This is a genomic window from Streptococcus mitis (assembly GCF_019929545.1).
Classification (GTDB): Bacteria; Bacillota; Bacilli; order Lactobacillales; family Streptococcaceae; genus Streptococcus; species Streptococcus mitis_BU.
The window spans coordinates 18,357-37,258 of the sequence record NZ_JAHZPT010000004.1; the positions used below are offsets into that span (position 1 = coordinate 18,357).

The following is an 18,902-nucleotide window of genomic DNA, read 5'->3' on the forward strand; positions in this document are numbered from 1 at the left end:
TGAAATTTTCATGATATAATAGTCCATGTTGATTGTAGGAGAGATAGCGAAGAGGCTAAACGCGGCGGACTGTAAATCCGCTCCTTCGGGTTCGGGGGTTCGAATCCCTCTCTCTCCATTTCATCAATGGGGTATAGCCAAGCGGTAAGGCAAGGGACTTTGACTCCCTCATGCGTTGGTTCGAATCCAGCTACCCCAGTTCTTAGGTAATGATCAAGATAAAAAGCAAAATATCTTAGGGTATTTTATTTTTATAATTGAAAGACGTGAACGATATGAACATGTCCTTGCGGGTGCTTAGGAAAAAAATTATAAGTATGTCAAGTTTAAGAAAAACTTGATTGTTGGAGGATTTTTTAGATGAACGAATTTGAAGATTTGCTAAATAGCGTTAGCCAAGTTGAGACTGGTGATGTTGTTAGTGCTGAAGTATTGACAGTTGATGCGACTCAAGCTAACGTTGCAATCTCTGGAACTGGTGTTGAAGGTGTCTTGACTCTTCGCGAATTGACAAACGATCGCGATGCAGATATCAATGACTTTGTTAAAGTAGGAGAAGTATTGGATGTTCTTGTACTTCGTCAAGTAGTTGGTAAAGATACTGATACAGTTACATACCTTGTATCTAAAAAACGCCTTGAAGCTCGCAAAGCATGGGACAAACTTGTTGGTCGCGAAGAAGAAGTTGTTACTGTTAAAGGAACTCGTGCCGTTAAAGGTGGACTTTCAGTAGAATTTGAAGGTGTTCGTGGATTTATCCCAGCTTCAATGTTGGATACTCGTTTCGTACGTAACACTGAGCGTTTTGTAGGTCAAGAATTTGATGCTAAAATCAAAGAAGTTGACGCTAAAGAAAACCGCTTCATCCTTTCACGTCGTGAAGTTGTTGAAGCAGCTACAGCAGCAGCTCGCGCTGAAGTATTCGGTAAATTGGCTGTTGGTGATGTAGTAACTGGTAAAGTTGCACGTATCACAAGCTTCGGTGCTTTCATCGACCTTGGTGGTGTTGACGGATTGGTTCACTTGACTGAATTGTCACATGAACGTAACGTATCACCAAAATCAGTTGTAACTGTTGGTGAAGAAATTGAAGTGAAAATCCTTGATCTTAACGAAGAAGAAGGACGTGTCTCACTTTCACTTAAAGCAACAACACCTGGACCATGGGATGGCGTTGAGCAAAAATTGGCTAAAGGTGATGTAGTAGAAGGAACAGTTAAACGTTTGACTGACTTCGGTGCATTTGTTGAAGTATTGCCAGGTATCGATGGACTTGTTCACGTATCACAAATCTCACACAAACGTATTGAAAATCCTAAAGAAGCTCTTAAAGTTGGTCAAGAAGTTAAAGTTAAAGTTCTTGAAGTTAACGCAGATGCAGAGCGCGTATCACTTTCTATCAAAGCTCTTGAAGAGCGTCCAGCTCAAGAAGAAGGACAAAAAGAAGAAAAACGTGCTGCTCGTCCACGTCGTCCAAAACGTCAAGAAAAACGTGATTTCGAACTTCCAGAAACACAAACAGGATTCTCAATGGCTGACTTGTTCGGTGATATCGAACTTTAATCAAATTGAAAATTCACAAAATCCTTTGTTTACTAAACAAGGGATTTTTCTTTTGTCTGTAAGCCTTTTTTGATATAATAGTTCTATGTTAGAATCAGAAAAACAATCACGTTATCAAATGTTAAATGAGGAGTTCTCTTTTTTATTGGAAGGTGAAACCAATGTTTTGGCTAATCTTTCCAACGCCAGTGCTCTTCTAAAATCATGCTTTCCTAATACCGTATTTGCAGGCTTTTATCTGTTCGATGGAAAGGAATTGGTTTTAGGTCCTTTCCAAGGTGGTGTTTCCTGCATCCGTATTGCACTTGGAAAAGGTGTTTGTGGGGAGGCAGCTCACTTTCAGGAAACTGTTCTAGTTGGTGATGTAACAACTTATCCCAACTATATTTCTTGTGATAGTCGAGCTAAAAGTGAAATTGTTGTGCCGATGGTTAAGAATGGTCAATTACTTGGAGTTCTGGATCTGGATTCTTCAGAGATTGATGATTATGATGCTATGGATCGAGATTATTTGGAACAATTTGTCGCTATTTTGCTTGAAAAGACAGAATGGGACTTTACAATGTTTGGGGAGAAAGCCTAATGTATCAAGCACTTTATCGAAAATATAGAAGTCAAAACTTCTCCCAGTTGGTTGGACAGGAAGTTGTGGCTAAGACCCTTAAACAAGCAGTAGAGCAAGAGAAAATAAGTCATGCCTATCTTTTTTCTGGTCCACGTGGAACGGGAAAAACCAGTGTAGCCAAGATTTTTGCCAAAGCTATGAACTGTCCAAATCAAGTGGGTGGTGAACCTTGTAATAACTGCTATATTTGTCAAGCAGTGACAGATGGTAGTTTAGAAGATGTCATTGAAATGGATGCGGCCTCTAATAATGGGGTGGATGAAATTCGCGAAATTCGTGATAAATCTACCTACGCTCCTAGTCTTGCCCGTTATAAGGTTTACATCATAGATGAGGTTCACATGCTGTCTACAGGAGCTTTTAATGCCCTCCTAAAGACGCTGGAAGAGCCAACACAGAATGTGGTCTTTATTTTGGCAACTACTGAATTGCACAAGATTCCTGCCACTATTCTATCCCGTGTGCAACGTTTTGAATTTAAATCAATTAAGACACAGGATATTAAGGAACATATCCACTATATTTTAGAAAAAGAAAATATCAGTTCTGAACCAGAGGCTGTGGAAATCATTGCCAGACGGGCTGAAGGTGGGATGCGGGACGCCTTGTCTATTTTGGATCAAGCCCTAAGTTTGACACAGGGAAATGAGCTGACGACTGCTATCTCTGAAGAAATTACTGGCACCATTAGTCTATCAGCCTTGGATGATTATGTGTCTGCCTTGTCTCAACAGGATGTTCCAAAGTCCCTAGCGTGCTTAAATCTTCTCTTTGACAATGGTAAGAGCATGACTCGTTTTGTGACCGACCTTTTGCACTATTTAAGAGACTTGTTAATTGTCCAAACAGGTGGAGAAAACACTCATCATAGTCCAGTCTTTGTAGAAAATTTGGCACTTCCTCAAGAAAATCTGTTTGAAATGATTCGCTTGGCGACAGTCAGTTTAGCAGATATTAAGTCTAGTTTGCAGCCTAAGATTTATGCTGAGATGATGACCATCCGTTTAGCGGAGGTTAATCCTGAACTGTCTCTTTCAGGGGCGGTTGAAAGTGAAATTTCTGCACTGAGACAGGAAATTGCCCGTCTCAAACAAGAACTCGCAAATGTGGGTACTGTACCAAAACCAACTAGTCCAGTACCTACCCGTCCAACAGCAGGCAAAACAGTCTATCGTGTGGATCGCAATAAAGTTCAATCTATCTTACAAGAGGCTGTCGAAAATCCTGATTTAGCACGTCAAAATCTGATTCGCTTGCAGAATGCCTGGGGAGAGGTAATTGAAAGTCTTGGAGGTCCTGATAAGGCTCTGCTAGTTGGTTCTCAACCGGTTGCAGCCAATGAACACCATGCTATTCTTGCTTTTGAATCTAACTTCAATGCTGGTCAAACCATGAAACGAGACAATCTCAACACCATGTTTGGCAATATCCTCAGTCAGGCAGCAGGTTTTTCACCCGAAATTTTAGCCATTTCCATGGAGGAATGGAAAGAAGTCCGCGCAGCCTTTTCAGCCAAAGCCAAATCTTCTCAAACTGAAAAAGAAGCAGAAGAAAGTCTGATTCCAGAAGGATTTGAATTTTTGGCTGATAAAGTGAAGGTAGAGGAAGACTAAAGAAAGATTTCATGATACAATAAGTTTATGAATAGACAACAATTTATTATCATTGCGCTGTTTACAGCTGCTGAGACCTATTTTTTCAATGAAGCCTGGATGACTGGTCGCTATATTATGGCAGCCTTTTGGGCCATTTTGCTCTTCAGAAATTTCCGAGTTAGTTACTTGATGGGCAAGATTGTAGATGTCATTGACCAGCATTTAAAAGGAAAAGACTAGTCCTCAGCTTCTAGACAAAATCAAAGCCTTTTAGGCTTTTTTTTGTTATACTATAAAAGTATATTTATTGACCTTTTACCGTATTTTCTAGGGAAATCAAGTATGTTTCCAGTAAGAACTGTAAAGGTCTTGAAAAAGAAAGGAACTATCATGTCAGTATTAGAGATCAAAGATCTTCACGTTGAGATTGAAGGAAAAGAAATTTTAAAAGGGGTTAACCTGACCCTGAAAACAGGAGAAATCGCCGCTATCATGGGACCAAATGGTACTGGTAAATCGACTCTTTCTGCAGCTATCATGGGAAATCCAAACTATGAAGTTACCAAAGGTGAAGTCTTGTTTGATGGCGTAAACATCCTTGAGTTGGAAGTGGACGAGCGTGCGCGTATGGGACTTTTCCTTGCTATGCAATACCCATCAGAAATTCCTGGTATTACTAACGCTGAGTTTCTTCGTGCAGCCATGAATGCTGGTAAAGAAGACGATGAGAAGATTTCAGTTCGCGAGTTCATCACTAAGCTAGATGAAAAGATGGAATTGCTCAACATGAAAGAAGAAATGGCTGAGCGTTACCTCAACGAAGGTTTCTCTGGTGGTGAGAAAAAACGTAATGAGATTCTTCAACTTTTGATGTTGGAACCAACTTTTGCCCTTTTGGATGAGATTGACTCTGGTCTTGATATTGATGCCCTTAAAGTTGTTTCTAAAGGTGTTAATGCCATGCGTGGTGAAGGTTTTGGTGCTATGATTATCACTCACTACCAACGTCTTTTGAACTACATCACACCTGATGTGGTACACGTGATGATGGAAGGTCGTGTTGTCCTTTCAGGTGGTCCAGAATTGGCTGCGCGTTTGGAACGTGAAGGATACGCAAAACTAGCTGAAGAACTTGGCTACGACTACAAGGAAGAATTGTAATTCCCTCGTATCTTTTAGGAGAAGTAAATGACTAAAGAAAATATTAAACTTTTTTCAGAAATGCACGCTGAACCAAGCTGGTTGGCTGACCTCCGTCAAAAAGCTTTTGATAAGATTGAGACTTTGGAATTACCAGTTATTGAGCGTGTCAAATTCCACCGTTGGAATCTGGGTGATGGAACGATTACAGAAAGTGAGCCATCAGTAAATGTTCCAGATTTCACAGCTCTAGATAATCACTTGAAATTGGTTCAAGTAGGAACTCAAACTGTTTTTGAGCAAATTCCAGTTGAGTTAGCTGAACAAGGTGTCGTCTTTACAGACTTCCACTCAGCTTTAGAAGAAATTCCAGAGCTGATCGAAGAATTCTTCATGTCATCTGTTAAGTATGACGATGACAAGTTGGCAGCCTACCATACAGCTTATTTTAATAGTGGTGCTGTTCTCTATATTCCTGATAACGTGGAAATTGCTGAACCAATTGAAGGAATTTTTTATCAAGACAGCGATAGCGATGTGCCGTTTAACAAGCATATTATGATTATCGCTGGTAAAAATTCTAAGATTAGTTATTTGGAACGTTTAGAGTCACGCGGTGAAGGAAGTGCCAAAGCAACTGCCAATATCACAGTGGAAGTGATTGCACGTTCTGGTGCGCAAGTGAAGTTTGCGGCTATCGACCGTCTAGGTGAAAACGTCACTGCTTACATTAGCCGTCGTGGCAAATTAGGCAACGTTGCAAGTATTGATTGGGCAATCGGTGTCATGAACGAAGGGAACGTCGTTGCGGACTTTGATAGCGACTTGATTGGAAATGGTAGTCATGCAGATCTCAAGGTTGTAGCTCTTTCAAGTGGCCGTCAGGTACAAGGGATTGATACCCGAGTAACTAACTATGGTTGCAACTCAATCGGAAATATCCTTCAACATGGGGTTATTCTTGAAAAAGCAACCTTGACCTTCAATGGTATTGGCCACATTATCAAGGGTGCCAAGGGAGCAGATGCGCAACAAGAGAGCCGTGTTCTTATGCTGTCAGACCAAGCGCGTTCAGATGCCAATCCAATTCTTTTGATTGATGAAAATGATGTAACTGCAGGACACGCGGCTTCTATCGGTCAGGTAGATCCAGAAGACATGTACTACCTCATGAGCCGTGGTTTGGATAAGGCAACTGCAGAACGCTTGGTTGTCCGTGGTTTCCTTGGATCCGTCATCGTTGAGATTCCAGTCAAGGAAGTTCGTGATGAAATGATTGCAACCATTGAAGAAAAATTGTCAAAACGCTAAGGGGTAGCCTATGTTAGATGTAGAAGTGATTCGCAAGGATTTTCCAATTTTAGACCAGATTGTTAACGATGAACCATTGGTTTATTTGGACAATGCTGCGACGACACAAAAACCACTAGCAGTTCTGGAGACGATTAACCGCTACTATGAGAAGGACAATGCCAATGTTCATCGTGGCGTTCATACCTTGGCAGAAAGAGCGACAGCTTCTTATGAAGCCGCTCGTGAAACCATTCGTAAGTTTATCAATGCAGGGTCTACAAAGGAAGTTCTCTTTACTAGAGGAACGACAACCAGTCTGAACTGGGTGGCGCGCTTTGCAGAGGAAGTCTTGACTGAGGGAGATCAGGTCTTAATTTCTGTCATGGAACACCATTCCAATATTATTCCTTGGCAGGAAGCTTGTCGCAAGACTGGAGCAGAGCTGGTCTATGTTTATCTCAAGGACGGAGCTCTGGATATGGATGATTTGCGAGCTAAATTGACTGATAGAGTCAAGTTTGTTTCCCTAGCTCACGCCTCAAATGTTCTGGGTGTGGTCAATCCAATCAAAGAAATTACTCAATTGGCCCACCAAGTTGGTGCCATCATGGTGGTGGATGGTGCTCAATCTACGCCTCATATGAAGATCGATGTCCAGGACTTGGATGTGGACTTCTTTGCCTTTTCAGGTCACAAGATGGCTGGTCCAACTGGTATCGGTGTTCTTTATGGCAAAGAAAAATATCTGGAGCAAATGTCACCAGTAGAATTTGGCGGCGAAATGATTGATTTCGTCTACGAGCAATCTGCTAGTTGGAAGGAATTACCTTGGAAATTCGAGGCAGGAACTCCCAATATGGCAGGTGCAATTGGACTGGCAGCAGCAGTGGATTATCTAGAAAAGATTGGTATGGATGCCATTGAAGCCCATGAACAGGAATTGATTGCATATGTCTATCCAAAACTGCAGGCGATTGAAGGACTGATCATTTATGGTTCACAGGACTTGGCTCAACGTTCAGGTGTCATTGCCTTTAACCTAGGCGACCTTCATCCGCACGACCTTGCGACTGCTTTGGATTATGAAGGAGTGGCTGTTCGTGCGGGTCACCATTGCGCTCAACCCTTGCTCCAGTATTTGGACGTTCCAGCTACAGCTCGTGCAAGTCTTTATATCTACAATACCAAGGCAGATTGCGACAAGCTAGTCGATGCCTTACAAAAGACAAAGGAGTTTTTCAATGGCACTTTCTAAACTAGATAGCCTTTATATGGCAGTGGTAGCGGACCATTCGAAAAATCCACATCACCAAGGGAAGTTGGAAGACGCTGAGCAAATCAGTCTCAACAATCCGACTTGTGGGGATGTTATCAATCTCTCTGTCAAGTTTGATGCAGATGACCGCTTGGAAGATATCGCCTTTCTAAACTCAGGCTGTACCATCTCAACTGCCTCTGCTAGCATGATGACAGATGCAGTTTTAGGAAAAAACAAACAAGAAATTTTAGAACTTGCAACTATTTTTTCTGAAATGGTTCAAGGGCAAAAAGATGAGCGTCAAGACCAACTTGGAGACGCAGCCTTCTTATCAGGCGTTGCAAAATTCCCTCAACGAATCAAGTGTGCAACTCTAGCTTGGAACGCCCTGAAGAAAACAATTGAAAATCAAGAAAATCAGTAAGACAAGTTTCTTTTGTCTTATGAATCAGTAGAAATGAAGAATGAAAGAAAGGATATTATGGCTGAAGAAAGAGTAGAACCAAAACCAATTGACCTTGGTGAATATAAATTTGGTTTCCATGATGATGTAGAGCCTGTCCTATCGACAGGAAAAGGATTGAATGAAGATGTCATTCGTGAACTATCAGCTGCAAAGGGAGAACCTGAGTGGATGTTAGAATTCCGTTTGAAGTCTTATGAAACTTTCAAAAAAATGCCCATGCAAACTTGGGGAGCAGACTTGTCAGAGATTGATTTTGATGACTTAATCTACTACCAAAAACCATCTGATAAACCAGCCCGTTCATGGGACGAAGTTCCTGAAAAAATCAAAGAAACCTTTGAACGAATCGGGATTCCAGAAGCTGAACGTGCTTATCTAGCAGGAGCCTCTGCCCAGTACGAGTCAGAAGTGGTTTACCACAACATGAAGGAAGAGTTCCAGAAATTGGGTATTATCTTTACAGATACGGATTCTGCCCTCAAGGAATACCCAGACTTGTTTAAACAATACTTTGCTAAGTTGGTACCGCCGACTGATAACAAGTTGGCAGCTCTTAACTCAGCAGTATGGTCAGGTGGAACCTTTATCTACGTACCAAAAGGGGTCAAAGTGGATATTCCACTTCAAACTTACTTCCGTATCAACAACGAAAATACTGGTCAGTTTGAACGTACCTTGATTATCGTTGATGAGGGAGCAAGTGTCCATTATGTAGAAGGATGTACAGCGCCAACTTATTCAAGTAACAGCTTGCATGCTGCCATTGTAGAAATCTTTGCCTTGGATGGAGCTTATATGCGTTATACGACTATCCAAAACTGGTCTGATAACGTCTATAACTTGGTAACAAAGCGTGCTAAGGCTCAAAAGGATGCCACTGTTGAGTGGATTGATGGTAACTTGGGTGCCAAAACAACCATGAAATACCCATCTGTTTACCTAGATGGAGAAGGGGCGCGTGGTACCATGCTTTCTATTGCCTTTGCTAATGCTGGGCAACACCAAGACACTGGTGCTAAGATGATCCACAATGCTCCACACACAAGCTCGTCTATCGTGTCCAAATCCATCGCTAAAGGCGGAGGAAAGGTTGACTACCGTGGACAAGTAACCTTTAACAAGAACTCTAAGAAATCTGTCTCTCACATCGAATGTGATACCATTATCATGGATGACTTATCAGCATCAGATACCATTCCATTTAATGAAATTCATAATTCGCAAGTGGCTTTGGAACACGAAGCCAAGGTTTCTAAGATTTCAGAAGAACAACTCTATTACCTCATGAGCCGTGGATTATCAGAATCTGAGGCAACCGAGATGATTGTCATGGGATTTGTAGAGCCCTTCACAAAAGAACTTCCAATGGAATATGCAGTTGAGCTCAACCGCTTGATTAGCTATGAGATGGAAGGATCAGTTGGATAAAATTTGATTTTAAATTTACCCAAAATCAAGGACTTTGAAGCTGAACTTATAACAAAAAAATCGCGGTTTAAATCGCGATTTTTTTATAATTTTTCGTTGATAAATCGGATAAACTGATTCCACCAAACTTTTAAGAAGAAGGCTTTTTCAACTTTCTTTTCTGCTACCATTTCGAAACTAGGACGTTCTGTGGTAATATAACCTTGACCAATCAAGTCCTTGTCTTCATAAGTCAAATGGCCAACCACTGTTCCAGCTTCAAGTGGTGCAGGGATTGCTTTAGAATCAGGTGTGAATTGAACAGATTGGGAAGATTGACTTCCAACACGTTCAATTAGAGAGATATCATCTTTGGCAACGGCAGTGACCGCATCTTCTTTTCCATCTTGTACAGGAGCTTTGCTATCTTGATAGGCATCGCCTTTTTGAACGATTTTGCGAAGTGTGAATGTAGAAGAAATATAATCCATTAGGGAAGATGTAGCTGTAAAACGAGCGTAAGGATTATTATCTTGATGATCTGCATTTAAAACAACTGTGATAACCCTCATGCCTTTTTCGACAGTAGTACCAACAAAAGATTCACCAGCTTTGTCTGTCGTTCCTGTCTTAAGGCCATCAAAACCACCACGATGAGCAGGCATACCTTCTAACATGTAGTTTGTAGAAGTGATTGTCATTCCAGCAAAAGTAGAAGACGATTTTTTGGTGATTTCCAAGACTTGTGGGTACTTTTTGATGAGATTGCGAGCAACGATTGCAACATCATAAGCACTGAGCTTATTTTCATCATCTTTTTTAGAGCCAGGGTAAATGTTATCCCCAAGAGTCTCATTGTTCAGACCAGTTGTATTGACAACAGTGGCATCCTGGATTCCCCATTCCAAGAGTTTTGCACGCATCATGTCCACAAAGTCTTTTTCTGAGCCAGCAATTTTCTCTGCTAGGGAAATAGCTGCACTATTAGCACTAGATACTAATGTTGCTTCAAGTAGTTGTTCGACAGTATAATTACGAGCCTCCATAGGAACGTTACTTGCTTCGGAATTTGTCGTTAACTTATAAGGATAGTCAGAAATATCTACTGGGGTAGATAGTGTAATACTTCCGTTTTCCAAGGCTTCATAGACAAGATAAACCGTAATCAATTTTGTGATAGAAGCGATTTCAACAGGCTGGGTTGCATCTTTCTCATAGAGAATTTTACCAGTATTTGCCTCAACAGCAATTGCATGTTTAGCAGCAATATTAAAATCTTGGGCAGCAACGGTAGATGCAGAGCCAATAAGGGATAGGCTTAATAGAGTTAAAATTATTTTTTTCATAGTAAGTTTATTCTAACATAAAGAAAAAAATATTCCCAGTTTCATGATATAAGAAAGAAGCTTTTTTGAAAGTATGGTAAAATAGATGAATGGAGGTAGCTCATGTTTCGTAAGAATAAATTATTTTTTTGGACCAGTGAGATTTTACTATTAACAATCATCTTTTACTTATGGAGAGAGATGGGATCAATTATTACACCTTTTGTGAGCGTAGCGAACACCATCATGATTCCTTTTCTTCTAGGTGGTTTTTTATATTATTTGACCAATCCTATTGTTAGCTTTTTACAAAAATATTTCAAAATTAATCGTATCATTGGGATTCTACTAACCTTGTGTGCCTTGGTCTGGGGCCTTGTTATTGGGGTAGTCTATCTCTTACCGATTTTGATTAATCAGTTGACTAGTTTGATAGCAACAAGTCAGACAATTTACAGTCGTTTGCAAGATCTGATTGTGGATTTATCTACATATCCAGCCTTTCAAAATTTGGATATTCAAGCGACTATTCAACAGTTAAACCTATCCTATGTAGATATTCTACAAAATATCCTAAATAGTGTTACCAATAGTGTCGGAAGTGTCCTATCAGCTCTCTTTAGTACCATTTTGATTATTATCATGACCCCTGTGTTTTTGGTATATTTTTTGTTGGATGGTCACAAATTTTTACCGATGCTTGAACGTACTGTTTTAAAGAGAGATAAATTGCATATTGCAGGCCTCTTAAAAAATTTGAATGCAACAATTGCTCGCTATATTAGTGGAGTCGCCATTGATGCGATTATTATTGGTTGTTTGGCCTTTATCGGATATAGCGTGATTGGTTTAAAATATGCTTTGGTCTTCGCCATCTTTTCAGGATTAGCCAATCTCATTCCTTATGTGGGACCAAGTATTGGCTTGATTCCGATGATTATCGCCAATGTCTTTACTGATCCGCATAGAATGCTGATTGCAGTTGTTTACATGCTAATTATTCAACAAGTGGATGGAAATATCCTCTACCCTCGAATCGTAGGTGGGGTAATGAAGGTTCATCCAATTACGATTTTAGTATTACTTTTGTTATCAAGTAATATCTATGGTGTCATTGGTATGATTGTCGCTGTACCAACCTATTCTATCTTAAAAGAAATTTCTAAGTTCTTATCACGTTTGTATGAAAATCATAAAATAATGAAAGAACGAGAAAGAGAATTAGCCAAGTAAAAGTCAGGAAATTCCTGATTTTTCTTTTTGTTTAGCTAGGTGATAGGAGTAGAAGTGTCGTTTAGAATTAGTTGATTAAGAATAATTCACAAAAACTTTGTAAAACACTTGCAATTTAGCTGAAATTTGATAAAATAGTAAGGAAAGTTAGACTGTATTGCCTACTGTCTATCTATAAAATATATTTTATTGGAGGCTTTTACTCAAATGGCAAAAGAAAAATACGATCGTAGTAAACCACACGTTAACATTGGTACTATCGGACACGTTGACCACGGTAAAACTACCCTAACTGCAGCTATCACAACTGTTTTGGCACGTCGCTTGCCTTCATCAGTTAACCAACCTAAAGACTATGCGTCTATCGATGCTGCTCCAGAAGAACGCGAACGCGGTATCACTATCAACACTGCGCACGTTGAGTACGAAACTGAAAAACGTCACTACGCTCACATCGACGCTCCAGGACACGCGGACTACGTTAAAAACATGATCACTGGTGCCGCTCAAATGGACGGAGCTATCCTTGTAGTAGCTTCAACTGACGGACCAATGCCACAAACTCGTGAGCACATCCTTCTTTCACGTCAGGTTGGTGTTAAACACCTTATCGTCTTCATGAACAAAGTTGACTTGGTTGACGACGAAGAATTGCTTGAATTGGTTGAAATGGAAATCCGTGACCTATTGTCAGAATACGACTTCCCAGGTGACGATCTTCCAGTTATCCAAGGTTCAGCTCTTAAAGCCCTTGAAGGTGACACTAAATACGAAGACATCGTTATGGAATTGATGAACACAGTTGATGAGTACATCCCAGAACCAGAACGTGACACTGACAAACCATTGCTTCTTCCAGTCGAAGACGTATTCTCAATCACTGGACGTGGTACAGTTGCTTCAGGACGTATCGACCGTGGTATCGTTAAAGTCAACGACGAAATCGAAATCGTTGGTATCAAAGAAGAAACTCAAAAAGCAGTTGTTACTGGTGTTGAAATGTTCCGTAAACAACTTGACGAAGGTCTTGCCGGAGATAACGTAGGTGTACTTCTTCGTGGTGTTCAACGTGACGAAATCGAACGTGGACAAGTTATCGCTAAACCAGGTTCAATCAACCCACACACTAAATTCAAAGGTGAAGTTTACATCCTTACTAAAGAAGAAGGTGGACGTCACACTCCATTCTTCAACAACTACCGTCCACAATTCTACTTCCGTACTACTGACGTTACAGGTTCAATCGAACTTCCAGCAGGTACTGAAATGGTAATGCCTGGTGATAACGTGACAATCGACGTTGAGTTGATCCACCCAATCGCCGTAGAACAAGGTACTACATTCTCTATCCGTGAGGGTGGACGTACTGTTGGTTCAGGTATGGTTACAGAAATCGAAGCTTAATTCGATTTAGTTCCCAGAAGAACAATTATTTAAGTCAGACACTAAAAGAATCTTGCTTTGCAAGGTTCTTTTTTTAAAAAAATAAAAAGATAGACCTGATAAAGTCCAGATCCATCTAATAAGTTATTTTCAAGTGACTAGTTCGCTCCAAACACTAACATTCGATATAGTAGAGGTTTCACCAGCTGGAACCCATTTGTTAGTTCCTAAGTATCTAACTTCTAGTTTACGAACATTTACTATGTAAGATGCTTTTAGCCTGATGTAACCATAAGTGTAGGGTGGTACGTTATGGGATACTGAGTGATTTAAACTAAGTCAAAATCCAGACTCAGGAGCAGAAAAGCTAACAGCTGCACTTAAAGTTAGGGTAGCTCCAGCTTTTCCACCATAAGCAGTTGAACTTAGAGATCCTGATGTAGCGCTGCTCTTATAAGAGTGAGAGGAGCTAGTTCTATAGTCTGCAACACCAGTTGCATTAGAACGAGTCTGATACGTAGATTTAGACTCTAAATAGGCGTCTCTAAGTTCAGTCGTATAAAATGACAATAACTCTCCTGTGTTGATATCTTTTACAACACGATTAGATACAATTTCATAATTTGTGCAAGGATAGACATCAGCAAAAACCGTAGATGTTGTGACTAAGAAAAATAGATTTGATAGAACAGAGAAAAACAATAATTTCAATTTAATCATAAAAAAATGTCTATTCTTCATGATCAAAAGATTATTTTTTCAATCCTTTGAAAGTCATAATGCAACCCGAAAGGATACTGAGAGTTCCTATAGGTCTCCAATATAGCTGCCAAAAGAATAAATTTATTCTTCCTTTCAGTGTCTCATCGGGTCCAGCATAATAGGGGTTGATGTGAAATAATAAAAAACCAAAACATAAAACTATGATTCCGGTTAAGAATAAAATGTCCTTATTTACTTTCCTCATAAAATCTCCTTTTATTTAATTTTAAGCGTTTTCTATTATTAGTATACGTCAAAAAAATAAAAAAACAAGTCTATTTATTTATTAATTTATATGGTATAATAAAATAGTTGGAGAGTTTTTTTACTACGAATCTTATGTAGTTTTACAAAAAAGAGGCTAGATAAAAACTCAATTTTAGGAGAAAATGAAGTAAAATTTCCCACAATAAAACGCATAATATCAAGGTTCAATACCTGATATTATGCGTTTTTGATTTTAAAGACTTTTTGCCCAGCCTCAATGAGGGCTTTATTTTACATAGAGTTCTTGATTTTTTAGGACAATTTCTCGTACACTTGTAAACTTTTTGAGTTTTTTAAGTTCTTCTGGATGAGTGATGAGAGTAATAACATAACCTTCCTTGCCCATACGGCCAGTACGGCCAGCACGGTGAGTGTAGGTCTCGCTATCTCTAGGAACATCAAAGTTTACGACACATTCTAGGCTATCGATATCAATTCCACGTGCCAGAAGGTCTGTTGCAAGAAGTAGGGTTAGTTGCTTATCTTTAAACTTTTCTAAGATGACTTTTCTAAATTTGACATTGACATCACTAGCTAGAGAAACAGCCAAGATATCCCGATACTGTAGTTTTTCTCCTGCACTTCCAAGGTCTGATAGGCTGTTAAAGAAGACCAGACCGCGGAAATCCTCAACATGAGCTAGTTTTCGTAGCATATCCACTCGGTGACGTTGATCTACCTGCATGTAAAAGTGCTGGATATTGTCCAATTTTTGGTCAGAAAGATCAATGGTACGTGTGTTAGACGCAATCTTTTCTTGGTCAAACTTGGTCGTCGCACTCATGTAGACGAGTTGGTGGTCACGAGGTGCGTAGTGAGTAATTTTCTCGACAAAGTGTATCTGAGAATCGTCGAGCAATTGGTCAAATTCATCTAGTATGATGGTTTCCACATTCATCATCTTGATTTTTTTCAATTTAATGAGTTCAAAGATACGGCCAGGAGTTCCAATCAGAATTTCTGGTCCTTTTTTTAGGCGTTCAATCTGGCGTTTCTGACTTGAGCCTGATAGGAAGAGCTGAGCAGTCAAGCTGATAGCTTCAGCCCACGTTTTACATACGTCAAAAATCTGTCCAGCAAGCTCTGTATTTGGTGCTAGAATCAAGAGTTGTTGGGCTTTTTTCTTTTGTAGTCTGAGAAGACTTGGTAGAAGGTAAGCTAGGGTCTTACCAGTTCCTGTTGGGCTCACTCCTAGGAGATTTTCTCCAGAAAGAATGGGCCCAAATAGTTGAGTTTGAATGGAGGTGAATTCTTGGAAACCGAGTTGGTCACTTAGTTCTTGCCATTCAGTAGGTAGTTTGGTTTTCATTTTTCTGCCTCAAATCTAATGCCAGCAGTCTGGCGCATAGTATATAGTAGCTCATGAACTGAACTTGCATCTTCCAGCCAAGTTTGGTAGAGATTCAGATCTGGTTGCTGGATCATGTGTGCAAATGCAGCGACTTCCTCAGTCATCGTATGAGGAGCCTGTTGGATAGGGAGTTGGACTTTATTGCCTTGATGGTCGGTAAAAATAGCCGAGCTGACATGTTCGATGGTGTTGAGCGTCAGGGTTCCATCTGTCGTATAAATCTCGCAAGCGAGATTGGAAGTGATGTTTTTCCCGGCCTTGATATGAACTTGAAAGTCAGGATAGAAGAGAATTCCGTCTCCATTTATGTCAACGCTATTGTCAAGCTGTTGAGCCTGATAGGTTGCATCCTTAGCTTTTCCAAAGAGACGAACGGCAGCGTAGAGAGGATAAATCCCCAAATCCATAAGAGCTCCACCAGCAAAACGGTCTGAGAAGACATTTGGTGTCTCCCCAGTCAACAAGTTAGGCATTTTGGAAGAATATTTGGCATAGTTGAAATCTGCTCCCAAAATTTGTTTGTCTGCTAAAAAGTTTTTGATGATAGTGAAAGCTTTTTCATGGTAATTGCGGGCTGCTTCGAATATAAAACAGTGATTTTTCTCAGCGGTATGTCTCAAATCTAGCCATTCTTGTGGCTGAGTGACAGCTGGCTTTTCAAGAATGACGTGCTTACCAGCAGACAAGGCAGCCTTGGCTTGAACAAAATGCAAGGAGTTTGGGCTAGCAATATAGACCACATTAAAGGAGTTCTTGAAGAAGTCCTCTACTTTATCAAAGAGTTGGATATTCTGGTAGCGAGAAGCAAAGGTTGCTGCAGTTTCTAGTTTTCTAGAATAGACTGCGACCAGCTTGTATTCTCCACTGGAATGGGCTGCTTCTATGAAGTGGTGGCTGATAGCCCCTGTTCCTATGACACCTAATTTAAGCATAGTTACTCCTTTTCCGATTTCAAATCCTTCTTTCATTATAACATAGATAGACGGGACTATCCAACAGAGGGTAAAAAATTTCAAATAAGCTACTAGGCCTTTTTCAAAGAAAGTGGTACAATAATGAGATGAGTAAATGAAATGGGAGGGAAAATGAGGTTATTACCTATAAGAAAAATATCACGTCAGTCTAAGAGGCTAGCGCTTTTTTTGACTTTTTGTGCAGGTTATGTAGATGCCTATACGTTTATTGTGCGAGGGAACACTCTTGTAGCTGGACAAACTGGGAATGTCGTCTTTCTATCAGTGGGACTCATTCAACACAATGTGTCAGATGCCAGTGCCAAAGTAATGACCTTACTAGCTTTTATGATGGGGGTCTTTTTATTAACTGTTTATAAGGAAAAATTGAGAATTGTGAAAAAGCCAATTCTGTCACTGATTCCTTTGGCAATCTTATCAATCATTATTGGTTTTGTACCGCAAACTGTAGATAATATCTATCTAGTACCGCCTTTGGCCTTTTGTATGGGCCTGGTGACAACTGCTTTTGGAGAAGTATCAGGTATAGCTTATAATAACGCGTTTATGACAGGGAATATCAAACGGACCATGCTGGCTTTTGGAGATTATTTCCGAACCAAGCACACTCCTTTTTTACGTGAAGGGTTCATATTTGTTAGCTTACTTAGTAGTTTTGTCCTTGGCGTTGTCTTTTCAGCTTATTTGACGATTTTCTATCATGAAAAGACCATTCTTGGTGTTCCTATTATGATGAGCATTTTTTACCTCAGCATGCTTTTTGCCTCGTGGCGGAAAAAAGTAAAAGAAAAAGCTTCATTTTAGGTGTTATTACTTGTAAGAAAATAGGAGATATGCTATACTTGAAGAGTTGACTATGCACGATCCTGTGCAACCGCACGAACATCGTTGCTTGATTATTCAAGTTTAAGTGGTTTGTCCCACGATGCTAGGCGAGTCTTCACAAAAAATCGGGGAAACCCATAAAAATCATAGGAGGTGCATAATGAGCACATACGCAATTATCAAAACTGGCGGAAAACAAGTTAAAGTTGAAGTTGGTCAAGCAGTTTACGTTGAAAAATTGAACGTTGAAGCTGGTCAAGAAGTTACTTTTAACGAAGTTGTTCTTGTTGGTGGTGAAAACACTGTTGTCGGAACTCCACTTGTTGCTGGAGCTACTGTAGTTGGAACTGTTGAAAAACAAGGAAAACAAAAGAAAGTTGTTACTTACAAGTACAAACCTAAAAAAGGTAGCCACCGTAAACAAGGTCACCGTCAACCATATACAAAAGTTGTCATCAACGCAATTAACGCTTAATTTTAAGGAGAACACATGATACAAGCAGTCTTTGAGAGAGCCGAAGATGGCGAGCTGAGGAGTGCGGAAATTACTGGACACGCCGAGAGTGGCGAATACGGCTTAGATGTCGTGTGTGCATCGGTTTCTACGCTTGCCATTAACTTTATCAATTCTATTGAGAAATTTGCAGGCTATGAACCAATCCTAGAATTAAACGAAGATGAAGGTGGCTATCTGATGGTTGAAATTCCAAAAGATCTTCCTTCACACCAGAGAGAAATGACTCAGTTATTCTTTGAATCATTTTTCTTAGGTATGGCAAACTTATCGGAGAACTCTTCTGAGTTCGTCCAAACCAGAGTTATCACAGAAAACTAACACGGAGGAAAACATTATGTTAAAAATGACTCTTAACAACTTGCAACTTTTCGCCCACAAAAAAGGTGGAGGTTCTACATCAAACGGACGTGATTCACAAGCGAAACGTCTTGGAGCTAAAGCAGCTGACGGACAAACTGTAACAGGTGGATCAATCCTTTACCGTCAACGTGGTACACACATCTACCCAGGTGTAAACGTTGGACGTGGTGGAGACGATACTTTGTTCGCTAAAGTTGAAGGCGTAGTACGCTTTGAACGTAAAGGACGCGATAAAAAACAAGTTTCTGTTTACCCAATCGCTAAATAAAAAGGTCCAGTGAACCTTTTTATCCCGAGCCTTGAAATATAAAGGCGAGGAAGCTAGAAGTAGCATAAACTAAGGCTTTCCGAGTTTTCGGGGAGCCTATTTTTTTGTTTTGATACCCATATTTTAAAAACCAATGTAAGAAGCGAATTTGTCGGCTACTTCATTTTACAATCATAAAATAGTTGAATGTAAAACTTTTACAGGAACAATTTTTATAAGGGAATAAGATATTGTAAAAATTGCTAAGATTTGATATAATAATTTTATCTTAGTAAGCTAGCAGAAATATG

At 39.9% G+C, this 18,902-nt stretch carries 19 protein-coding genes, 2 tRNA genes and 1 other annotated feature; of the genes, 17 read left to right on the forward strand and 4 right to left on the reverse strand.

Features of this window, described 5'->3' with window-relative positions; all coding sequences use genetic code 11:
- The first annotated feature begins 37 nt into the window (after positions 1–37).
- The 11 genes from K1I71_RS02100 to sufB all read left to right on the forward strand — a co-directional run bounded on the left by K1I71_RS02100 (position 38) and on the right by sufB (position 9,368).
- Positions 38–118, forward strand: a tRNA-Tyr gene (locus K1I71_RS02100).
- 9 nt (positions 119–127) lie between these two features.
- Positions 128–199, forward strand: a tRNA-Gln gene (locus tag K1I71_RS02105).
- Positions 200–360: 161 nt separating this feature from the next.
- The gene (rpsA, locus tag K1I71_RS02110) at positions 361–1,563 is read left to right on the forward strand and encodes a 30S ribosomal protein S1 (protein ID WP_001001630.1); all 1,203 of its coding nucleotides are present in this window, start codon (positions 361–363) and stop codon (positions 1,561–1,563) included.
- An 85-nt stretch (positions 1,564–1,648) separates the two neighbouring features.
- Positions 1,649–2,146 carry a GAF domain-containing protein gene (locus K1I71_RS02115; RefSeq protein ID WP_045611423.1) on the forward strand — a complete coding sequence of 166 codons (498 nt, stop codon included), beginning with the start codon at positions 1,649–1,651 and terminating at the stop codon, positions 2,144–2,146.
- Entirely contained in the window at positions 2,146–3,801 is a 1,656-nt protein-coding gene (dnaX, locus tag K1I71_RS02120) for a DNA polymerase III subunit gamma/tau (protein WP_223330089.1), read from the forward strand. The genes K1I71_RS02115 and dnaX overlap by 1 nt, the downstream gene beginning before the upstream one ends.
- Before the next feature lie 27 nt (positions 3,802–3,828).
- Entirely contained in the window at positions 3,829–4,023 is a 195-nt protein-coding gene (locus K1I71_RS02125; RefSeq protein ID WP_001081602.1) for a DUF3272 domain-containing protein, read from the forward strand.
- A 150-nt stretch (positions 4,024–4,173) separates the two neighbouring features.
- Entirely contained in the window at positions 4,174–4,944 is a 771-nt protein-coding gene (sufC, locus tag K1I71_RS02130; protein WP_000114489.1) for a Fe-S cluster assembly ATPase SufC, read from the forward strand.
- A gap of 27 nt (positions 4,945–4,971) precedes the next feature.
- The gene (gene sufD / locus K1I71_RS02135) at positions 4,972–6,234 is read left to right on the forward strand and encodes a Fe-S cluster assembly protein SufD (protein ID WP_223330090.1); all 1,263 of its coding nucleotides are present in this window, start codon (positions 4,972–4,974) and stop codon (positions 6,232–6,234) included.
- Between the two features lie 10 nt (positions 6,235–6,244).
- Positions 6,245–7,471, forward strand: coding sequence for a cysteine desulfurase (locus K1I71_RS02140; RefSeq protein ID WP_223330091.1), 1,227 nt, complete (start codon positions 6,245–6,247; stop codon positions 7,469–7,471).
- Positions 7,458–7,898 carry a Fe-S cluster assembly sulfur transfer protein SufU gene (gene sufU, locus K1I71_RS02145; protein WP_223330092.1) on the forward strand — a complete coding sequence of 147 codons (441 nt, stop codon included), beginning with the start codon at positions 7,458–7,460 and terminating at the stop codon, positions 7,896–7,898. Before K1I71_RS02140 ends, sufU begins: the two co-directional genes overlap by 14 nt.
- 57 nt (positions 7,899–7,955) lie before the next feature.
- A complete protein-coding gene (sufB, locus tag K1I71_RS02150) occupies positions 7,956–9,368 on the forward strand; it encodes a Fe-S cluster assembly protein SufB (protein ID WP_000797054.1) in 1,413 nt (470 codons plus the stop codon).
- Between the two features lie 83 nt (positions 9,369–9,451).
- Here the strand turns inward: sufB and pbp3 are convergent, their stop codons facing one another.
- A complete protein-coding gene (pbp3, locus tag K1I71_RS02155) occupies positions 9,452–10,693 on the reverse strand; it encodes a D-alanyl-D-alanine carboxypeptidase PBP3 (protein WP_223330093.1) in 1,242 nt (413 codons plus the stop codon).
- 102 nt (positions 10,694–10,795) lie between these two features.
- Here pbp3 and K1I71_RS02160 point away from each other — a divergent pair, with 102 nt between their 5' ends.
- Both K1I71_RS02160 and tuf read left to right on the forward strand, forming a co-directional pair.
- Positions 10,796–11,905: an AI-2E family transporter gene (locus K1I71_RS02160; protein WP_223330094.1), complete on the forward strand. Its 1,110-nt coding sequence runs from the start codon at positions 10,796–10,798 to the stop codon at positions 11,903–11,905.
- 207 nt (positions 11,906–12,112) lie between these two features.
- Positions 12,113–13,309, forward strand: coding sequence for an elongation factor Tu (gene tuf / locus K1I71_RS02165; RefSeq protein WP_001040726.1), 1,197 nt, complete (start codon positions 12,113–12,115; stop codon positions 13,307–13,309).
- A 318-nt stretch (positions 13,310–13,627) separates the two neighbouring features.
- Here the strand turns inward: tuf and K1I71_RS02170 are convergent, their stop codons facing one another.
- The 3 genes from K1I71_RS02170 to K1I71_RS02180 all read right to left on the reverse strand — a co-directional run bounded on the left by K1I71_RS02170 (position 13,628) and on the right by K1I71_RS02180 (position 16,600).
- Positions 13,628–14,008 carry a hypothetical protein gene (locus tag K1I71_RS02170; protein WP_223330095.1) on the reverse strand — a complete coding sequence of 127 codons (381 nt, stop codon included), beginning with the start codon at positions 14,006–14,008 and terminating at the stop codon, positions 13,628–13,630.
- A gap of 535 nt (positions 14,009–14,543) precedes the next feature.
- A complete protein-coding gene (locus K1I71_RS02175; protein ID WP_223330096.1) occupies positions 14,544–15,626 on the reverse strand; it encodes a DEAD/DEAH box helicase in 1,083 nt (360 codons plus the stop codon).
- Entirely contained in the window at positions 15,623–16,600 is a 978-nt protein-coding gene (locus tag K1I71_RS02180; RefSeq protein ID WP_223330097.1) for a Gfo/Idh/MocA family protein, read from the reverse strand. Before K1I71_RS02180 ends, K1I71_RS02175 begins: the two co-directional genes overlap by 4 nt.
- 141 nt (positions 16,601–16,741) lie before the next feature.
- Between K1I71_RS02180 and K1I71_RS02185 the strand changes: the two genes are divergently transcribed.
- The 4 genes from K1I71_RS02185 (at position 16,742) to rpmA (ending at position 18,612) form a co-directional block, all read left to right on the forward strand.
- Complete coding sequence (locus K1I71_RS02185) at positions 16,742–17,446, forward strand: YoaK family protein (protein ID WP_223330098.1); 705 nt, start codon at positions 16,742–16,744, stop codon at positions 17,444–17,446.
- A gap of 58 nt (positions 17,447–17,504) precedes the next feature.
- Positions 17,505–17,592, forward strand: a sequence feature (ribosomal protein L21 leader region).
- A 35-nt stretch (positions 17,593–17,627) separates the two neighbouring features.
- Positions 17,628–17,942: a 50S ribosomal protein L21 gene (gene rplU / locus K1I71_RS02190; protein ID WP_000109141.1), complete on the forward strand. Its 315-nt coding sequence runs from the start codon at positions 17,628–17,630 to the stop codon at positions 17,940–17,942.
- Positions 17,943–17,957: 15 nt separating this feature from the next.
- Complete coding sequence (locus K1I71_RS02195; RefSeq protein WP_000613699.1) at positions 17,958–18,302, forward strand: ribosomal-processing cysteine protease Prp; 345 nt, start codon at positions 17,958–17,960, stop codon at positions 18,300–18,302.
- A gap of 16 nt (positions 18,303–18,318) precedes the next feature.
- The gene (gene rpmA, locus K1I71_RS02200) at positions 18,319–18,612 is read left to right on the forward strand and encodes a 50S ribosomal protein L27 (protein WP_000916509.1); all 294 of its coding nucleotides are present in this window, start codon (positions 18,319–18,321) and stop codon (positions 18,610–18,612) included.
- Positions 18,613–18,902 lie beyond the last annotated feature (290 nt).

Excerpts from the sequence above, each read along its gene's own strand:
- sufB (WP_000797054.1), top strand. The coding sequence starts at position 7,956 with ATGGCTGAAGAAAGAGTAGAACCAAAACCAATTGACCTTGGTGAATAT.
- K1I71_RS02175 (WP_223330096.1), bottom strand. The coding sequence starts at position 15,626 with ATGAAAACCAAACTACCTACTGAATGGCAAGAACTAAGTGACCAACTC.
- sufD (WP_223330090.1), top strand. The coding sequence starts at position 4,972 with ATGACTAAAGAAAATATTAAACTTTTTTCAGAAATGCACGCTGAACCA.
- rpmA (WP_000916509.1), top strand. The coding sequence starts at position 18,319 with ATGTTAAAAATGACTCTTAACAACTTGCAACTTTTCGCCCACAAAAAA.
- K1I71_RS02185 (WP_223330098.1), top strand. The coding sequence starts at position 16,742 with ATGGGAGGGAAAATGAGGTTATTACCTATAAGAAAAATATCACGTCAG.
- rpsA (WP_001001630.1), top strand. The coding sequence starts at position 361 with ATGAACGAATTTGAAGATTTGCTAAATAGCGTTAGCCAAGTTGAGACT.
- K1I71_RS02160 (WP_223330094.1), top strand. The coding sequence starts at position 10,796 with ATGTTTCGTAAGAATAAATTATTTTTTTGGACCAGTGAGATTTTACTA.
- K1I71_RS02140 (WP_223330091.1), top strand. The coding sequence starts at position 6,245 with ATGTTAGATGTAGAAGTGATTCGCAAGGATTTTCCAATTTTAGACCAG.
- sufU (WP_223330092.1), top strand. The coding sequence starts at position 7,458 with ATGGCACTTTCTAAACTAGATAGCCTTTATATGGCAGTGGTAGCGGAC.
- dnaX (WP_223330089.1), top strand. The coding sequence starts at position 2,146 with ATGTATCAAGCACTTTATCGAAAATATAGAAGTCAAAACTTCTCCCAG.
- pbp3 (WP_223330093.1), bottom strand. The coding sequence starts at position 10,693 with ATGAAAAAAATAATTTTAACTCTATTAAGCCTATCCCTTATTGGCTCT.
- rplU (WP_000109141.1), top strand. The coding sequence starts at position 17,628 with ATGAGCACATACGCAATTATCAAAACTGGCGGAAAACAAGTTAAAGTT.
- K1I71_RS02170 (WP_223330095.1), bottom strand. The coding sequence starts at position 14,008 with ATGATTAAATTGAAATTATTGTTTTTCTCTGTTCTATCAAATCTATTT.
- K1I71_RS02195 (WP_000613699.1), top strand. The coding sequence starts at position 17,958 with ATGATACAAGCAGTCTTTGAGAGAGCCGAAGATGGCGAGCTGAGGAGT.
- K1I71_RS02180 (WP_223330097.1), bottom strand. The coding sequence starts at position 16,600 with ATGCTTAAATTAGGTGTCATAGGAACAGGGGCTATCAGCCACCACTTC.
- tuf (WP_001040726.1), top strand. The coding sequence starts at position 12,113 with ATGGCAAAAGAAAAATACGATCGTAGTAAACCACACGTTAACATTGGT.
- K1I71_RS02125 (WP_001081602.1), top strand. The coding sequence starts at position 3,829 with ATGAATAGACAACAATTTATTATCATTGCGCTGTTTACAGCTGCTGAG.
- sufC (WP_000114489.1), top strand. The coding sequence starts at position 4,174 with ATGTCAGTATTAGAGATCAAAGATCTTCACGTTGAGATTGAAGGAAAA.
- K1I71_RS02115 (WP_045611423.1), top strand. The coding sequence starts at position 1,649 with ATGTTAGAATCAGAAAAACAATCACGTTATCAAATGTTAAATGAGGAG.